2 protein-coding genes and 1 pseudogene are annotated in these 6,000 nt (G+C 72.1%); 1 reads left to right on the top strand and 2 read right to left on the bottom strand.

Annotated features, from left to right (window positions below):
• Positions 1–101: pseudogene (locus ACWDSL_RS21935) on the bottom strand (hypothetical protein); the annotation flags it as partial.
• 48 nt (positions 102–149) lie between these two features.
• On the opposite strand from ACWDSL_RS21935, the gene ACWDSL_RS21930 reads away from it, so the two are divergent.
• Positions 150–3,926 (top strand): CHAT domain-containing protein, encoded by a 3,777-nt coding sequence (locus ACWDSL_RS21930; RefSeq protein ID WP_450487807.1) that lies wholly within the window; start codon positions 150–152, stop codon positions 3,924–3,926.
• 15 nt (positions 3,927–3,941) lie between these two features.
• Here the strand turns inward: ACWDSL_RS21930 and ACWDSL_RS21925 are convergent, their stop codons facing one another.
• Positions 3,942–5,990 carry an alpha-glucuronidase gene (locus tag ACWDSL_RS21925; RefSeq protein ID WP_450487805.1) on the bottom strand — a complete coding sequence of 683 codons (2,049 nt, stop codon included), beginning with the start codon at positions 5,988–5,990 and terminating at the stop codon, positions 3,942–3,944.
• Between the last annotated feature and the right edge of the window lie 10 nt (positions 5,991–6,000).

Below are 6,000 nucleotides of genomic sequence, written 5' to 3'. Positions count from 1 at the left end.
AACCCGGCGTTGGCCAGGGCCTGCCGGATCACCCGCTGCTGCGAAGGCCCGTTCGGCGCCGTCAGGCCATTCGACGCGCCATCCTGGTTGACGGCGCGGCCCGGCGGGTCGGTCGGGCCGCGCGGCCATCGGACACGGGGGAGCGCCGGGTGGACAAGGAGCACGTGGACAAGGAGCACAACGACAGCGGGGACAGGGCGTCGGTGCTGCGCGCCTGGGCCGACATCGCCACCCGCCAGGCCAACGAGGTGATGCGCCGCCCGGCGGACGACCCGTCGCGGAGAGCCGCGCTGTGGCAGAGCGTTCAGCATCTCGCCGCCATCGCAAAACTGTTGCCCGCGGACGATCCGCTCCGGGACGACGTCATCGCCTCGGTGGGCATCCTGATGTGCGTCTGGCTCGACAGCCGTGGGCCGGGCCGACAGAACGACGCGGTCCGGTCCGCACGGGAGTACGCCCTCTATCACCTGCTCTGGGCCGACCGCACCAGACCGCTCAACGACCCGCTCGCGGTGCAAGCCCGCAAGGCGCTGCTCTCGCTGCTCGTCCCGGAGCACTACGCACGAGCCATGCGCGCCTCGCGTCAAGGCCCCGGTCAGGAGCCGCCGCTTCGCGCCTCCGGCCCGCAGCCGCTGACCGTATCCACGCCGGACGAACTGGTGGAGGCCATGGGCATTCTCCGGCGTCTCGCCGAGGCGCCTGAAGAACCGCAGTTGCTCCGACTGCTCGGGTCCGTCGTATCGGAGATCAAGCTGACAGTGTCCGATGCGGTGGCACCGCACGAGGAGAACGCGTCGGAGCCGACGGGTACGGCTCCCCCGGGAGACGCCGACGACCCGTTGGCCGACGCCGTCCAGGCCGTGCTCGCCTGGGCCTTGGAGGACATCCCGCGGTTCACGGGTCTCCTGGTGTGGCTGTCCAGCACTGTGTACGAGCTCAGGATCTCCACTGGGAAGGCCGACGAGGAGGTGGCGGCCTTGGGCCTGGATCAAACGGTCTTCGCACCGCTGCGCGAGCTGTTGGCCAAGCTCAGGTCGGGGGAGGGCGACCCCCGGGCGCTGGCCGAGGGCGCCCGTCGCAGTGCGGATGTCGCCCGGTGTGCGCTGCGGGAGTTGCCGGCGGACGTACCCGAACGGGCCCGCATGGCCAAGCTACATGCGGCTCTGCTGCTGCAGGCCAACTTCTTCGTACCCGGCACGATGGACTTCGACGAGGTGGACGAGGCCGTATCGGAGCCCGACCCCGAGCCCGCCGGCCGTATTGGCCAGCCGGGCCAGATCACTCTGGAACAGTGGCTGACCAGTCTGATCGATTCAGTACGGGTGCAGCAGACCGGCGATCTGGCACACCTGGAGAGCGGCGCCACGCGGCTCCGGGAGATGATCGACGGGTTGTCCGGGGAAGGTGAGAAGACCGCGTCCGCCAGGCAGGGCATCGCCAGCGCCCTGGCCGGGCGCCTCGATGCGGCCGCGACGCTCGGGGGCAGCTTCCAGGCCGCCGACGCCGCCTTGACGATGGCCAGGGATTTGCGCGCCGCCTACCGCGACAACGGCGCACCGCCCTCCACGAGCATGGTCAACGCGGTGATCTTTGCGTCCTACCAAGAGCTGGCTCTGGCGCGCCGCAACGACGACCCGACCGTGCTGCCGCGCCTTGTCGAGGAACTGACCGCCCTGTACACCACCCTGCCGCCCGACCAGGAGAACCGCTTCGCCATCGCCGCCATCCTGGCCGATGCCCACCGGGAACAAGCCAACCGCACCCAGGACCCGGCCGAACTCCGCGCCGCGGCCCGGTACTTCCGGGACGTGGTGGAGACCGACCAGCGGCAGATGGCCGCATTGCTCGCACCGTACTTCCCGGCCCTACGGGCCGACGCGATGATCGAACTACTCATGATCGATCCCAGCCGGGAGGCCGCCGACCGGGCCGTCGCGGAGGTCCATCGGATCCTCGAGGGACCGCAGCCCACCCCCCACCAGGAACTCCGGCTGCGGTCCCACCTCGGCCGGGTCCTGCTGCATACGGCCCGCCACCTCGATGACCCGGTCCTGCTCGACCAGAGCATCACCGAGCTGTCCCGGGTCCGCGAGCTGATTGGCCAAGGGCACGGCCTGCCGCACACCGCCGACGCACTGACGCAACTGTCCGAGGCATACTGGCTGCGCCGCGAGCGCCACCGTCCGACCGCGGTCGAGGATGTGAACGCCAGCCTGGCCACCCGAGGCGAGGCACTGATCAGGCTGGCCTTGGACGTCCTTCTCCAACTCGGCTCCGAGCACGGCTTGGCCGTGGCCCGCACCGGGTCTGCGCAGGCACTGTGGCTGGCCTACTGGAACACCGTGTGCTTCCGCCCCGCCGACGCGGTGCACGCGCTGGAACTGGGCCGGGCCCTGGTGCTGCGGGCCGCCGCCGCGTCCCGTGGCATTCCCGAGCTCCTCGAAGCCCGCGGCCACCCGGATCTGGCCCGGCAGTGGCGCGCCGAGGACGCCGCGGACCGGCCCCCGACCGATACCGCGGCCCCGCTCCTGGGCCGGGCCACGGAGCGGCAGATCCCGGGCACCCTGCGCCGCAGGGCACTTGACGCGCTGGGCGCGGGCAGCGGTGCGGACGCCCGGAAAGTGCTCGGCCTTGCGGACCTGGCCGGGCTGAAGGCCGGCCTCACCACCGCCGGCACCGATGCGCTCGTCTATCTCGTCCTTGGGCTCCAACCCGGCCAGAACGGCTTCGCGCTGATCCTCCGCCCCGACACAGGCGACGCCCCGCCCACCGTCCTCAAGTTGCCGCTGCTGACGCCCGGCAGCCCGCCGCTGGAGCGCTATCTCGACGCCACGGCCCGACGTTCCCAGGCTGCCACCGCCGCTGCCACCGCCACTGCCGCCGACTCCACGGTCGCCGACTTCACGGCCGACCCGAGCGGACAGGCGGCGCCGGACCGGGAATGGGAGGCGGCGCTGCGCGAGCTGTGCGACTGGGCCTGGCCCGCCGCGATGGGCCCGGTTCTGGCAGCTGTAGGCCCACTCCACCAGCCGCCGCGGATCGTGCTGGTGCCCTGCGGGGCGCTCGGCGCGGTCGCCTGGCATGCGGCGCGTACCCCGTACGGGCGCGACGGGCGCGCGCACCGGTACGCCTGCGAGGAAGCGGTGCTCAGCTACGCCCCCTCCGGAGCCGAGCTCCTGCGGGCCGCGGCCCGGGACCGGCTGCCCATCGCCGCCGGACAGGTCCTGGTCGCCGACCCCGAACTCTCCCTCCTGTGGGCCGAGATCGAGACCGAGGCGTTGCGCTCGGCCTGTTACCCGGACGGCCTCTGCTACGGCGAGTTCCCCACGGCCGTCAGCGACGCGCCGGGCACCCCGGAGGACATCCTCGCCGTCCTGCCCGGCGGCAGCTCCCCGGCCGCCGCCGTTCTGCATATCTCCTGCCACGCCCTGGTCGGCCCGTATCCCACGCGCTCGGCGCTCTGGCTCGCCACCCCGCCGGACGGCCCCCAGGACGCCGGACGGCTGACCGTGGCCCGCATCCTGGACGGTACCGCCACCGGAGCGCCGGACGTCGCGGGCCCGCTGGTGGTGCTCAGCGCCTGCGAGACGGATCTGAGCACCCGCAACCACGACGAGGCGCTGACTCTGTCCACCGCCCTGATCGCCCGCGGCGCGGCCGATGTCATCGGCTCGCGCTGGGCCGTTCGCGATGCCTCGACGGCTGTGATGATGGCCGTCTTCCACGACTTCGTCACCGCGCACGGCCTCGCCCCGGTGGACGCGCTGCGCGCCGCCCAGCTGTGGATGCTCGACCCGCACCGCGAGCCACCGCCCACCCTCCATGACGATCTACGCGGCGAGGCCGCCCGTATCGACCTCGACCAGGTGCACTTCTGGGCGGCCTTCACCCACCAGGGCAACCCGGCGGCCCAGGGTGCGGAGTGAACGCGGGCAACGCGCTCAGTGGATACGGCGCCCGCGGGCGTCCGGTACGCCGGACTTCCGGAAGAAGTACGTGTTGATGTGGTCGCGCCACTCCCGGGCGCTGCGAAGCTGCTCCTCGTAGCGCTCCGCCACCCGGGCGTGGCGTGCCGAATCCACCAGATCCGCGAGCCCGGCCCACATCTGGCGTGCCTCCTCGACCTCTGCCACCCCCTCGAAGTGTGTGTCGTAGATGTGCTGGATCACCGTTTCGCCGCTGTGCAGCACATGTCCGTACGGCACATGGTGGAAGAAGAGCAGCAGCTCGTCCGGGCAGGTCTCGGGCGATTCGTACGCCTGTGCCCACGGCTTCGCGTACTGCCCCGCGTACCCGGTGCCGGTGGCCCGGCTGCGGTCGACGCCGACCCCGTCCCGGTCGGCGAAGTGGTACGTCCCCCACGGGCTGTACTCGTAGCCGTCCACGCTCGGCCCGTAGTGGTGTCCGGGCTGCACCATGAAGCCGATGCCGAGCGGCGCCGTGTACTTCTCGTACGTCCGCCAGGAGCCGTCCAGAACGGCCCGCAGCCCGCTGCGCAGCCTGGCGGGATCGGCGGTCTCCTCGGGGGCGAAGGACAGCTCGATCCACTCGTGCAGGATCGCGCGCGGGTCCGCGTCGGGCTGCCAGGCCAGGCGGCCGACCGCGTACAGGTTGGCCTGCGCCAGCGGATGCCCGGTCCAGAACGGGTCGTCACCGGCGCTCGACACCGCCACCAGGCCGCCGCCGCGCACCAGATCCCCGACGCTCGGCCCGTCCTCCCCGCCCCGCCGGAACCGCAGCGCGTCGCTCCACATCGTTCCGAGCCAGCACACATGCTTCTGCTGCCCGGTGTACTCCTGGGTGGCCTGTATCTCCACCGCCAGCTGGGTGTTCGGCAGCGCGCCGATCACCGGGGAGACGGGCTCGCGCGTCTGGAAGTCCATCGGGCCGTGTTTCACCTGGAGCACCGCGTTGGGCGCGAACTGGCCGTCCAGGGGTGCGAAGTGGTCGTAGGCCGCGCGTGCCCGGTCCACCGACCGGTCCCGCCAGTCCTGCCGGTGGTTGTAGACAAAGGCCCGCCAGTGCACCGTGGCGCCGTACGGGGCGAGCGCCGCGGCCAGCATGTTGGCGCCGTCCGCGTGGCTGCGGCCGTAGGTGAACGGGCCGGGCTGGCCCTCGGAGTCGGCCTTCACCACATACCCGCCGAAGTCGGGGATCGCCGCGTACACCCGGCCGGTCGTCTCCGCCCACCAGTCGGCCACCGCGGCGTCCAGCGGATCGGCGGTGGGCAGACCGCCGAGCACGACGGGCGCGGCGAAGGAGACGGACAGATGCGTCCGGATTCCGTACGGGCGCAGCGCGTCCGCGATCGCGGCCACCTCGCCGATGCGGTCGGTCAGCAGATGCGCCTCGGTTTCATGCACATTCACGTTGTTCACGGTGAGCGCGTTGATACCGGACGCGGCAAGCAGTCTGCCGTAGCAGCGCACCCGCTCCAGTTCATCCCGCGAGCCCCGGGCCAGACCGTCCCGCCAGAACAGCGAGCCACCCGAGTACCCCCGCTCGACCTGGCCCATCACCGGATGCACCGCCACGTTGTCCCAGTGGTTCAGCATCCGCAGGGCCAGCGCCGGCCGGTGCGTCTCGCGCGCACGCTCGCCGCTGAACGCCGCCTCGCCGAGCCGCACCAGGTGGAACAGCCCGTACAGCAGCCCGGCCTGACCGGCGGCCGTCACCCGGGTGACGCTCTCGGCCCGCACCAGGGCGAACCCCTCGTCCCCGAGCCGGTCCCCGTCCTCGCCCTGTCGGCCGAGCTCCAGCACCAGGTCGTACGGCGCGCCCTGCGCCCGCGCATCCCGTACGACCTCACCGCCGAACCGTGCGCAGGCGCTCGCCACTTCGCCGTGCACCGTGTCCACCAATGGGCCCGTTCCCAAGATCATCGTGCGCCGGGAACCGAGCGGGCGGAACACCTCGGGCGGCAGCCACGCCGGGTCCACGCCGCTGGGCAGCGCGGGCACAGGGACGGTAACGGATGCGGATGCTGTCACGGAAACCCCT

Source organism: Streptomyces sp. NPDC000941 (assembly GCF_053599555.1).
Note: the sequence above shows the minus strand (reverse complement) of the source record. Positions and strands in the feature narration are given on the sequence as shown.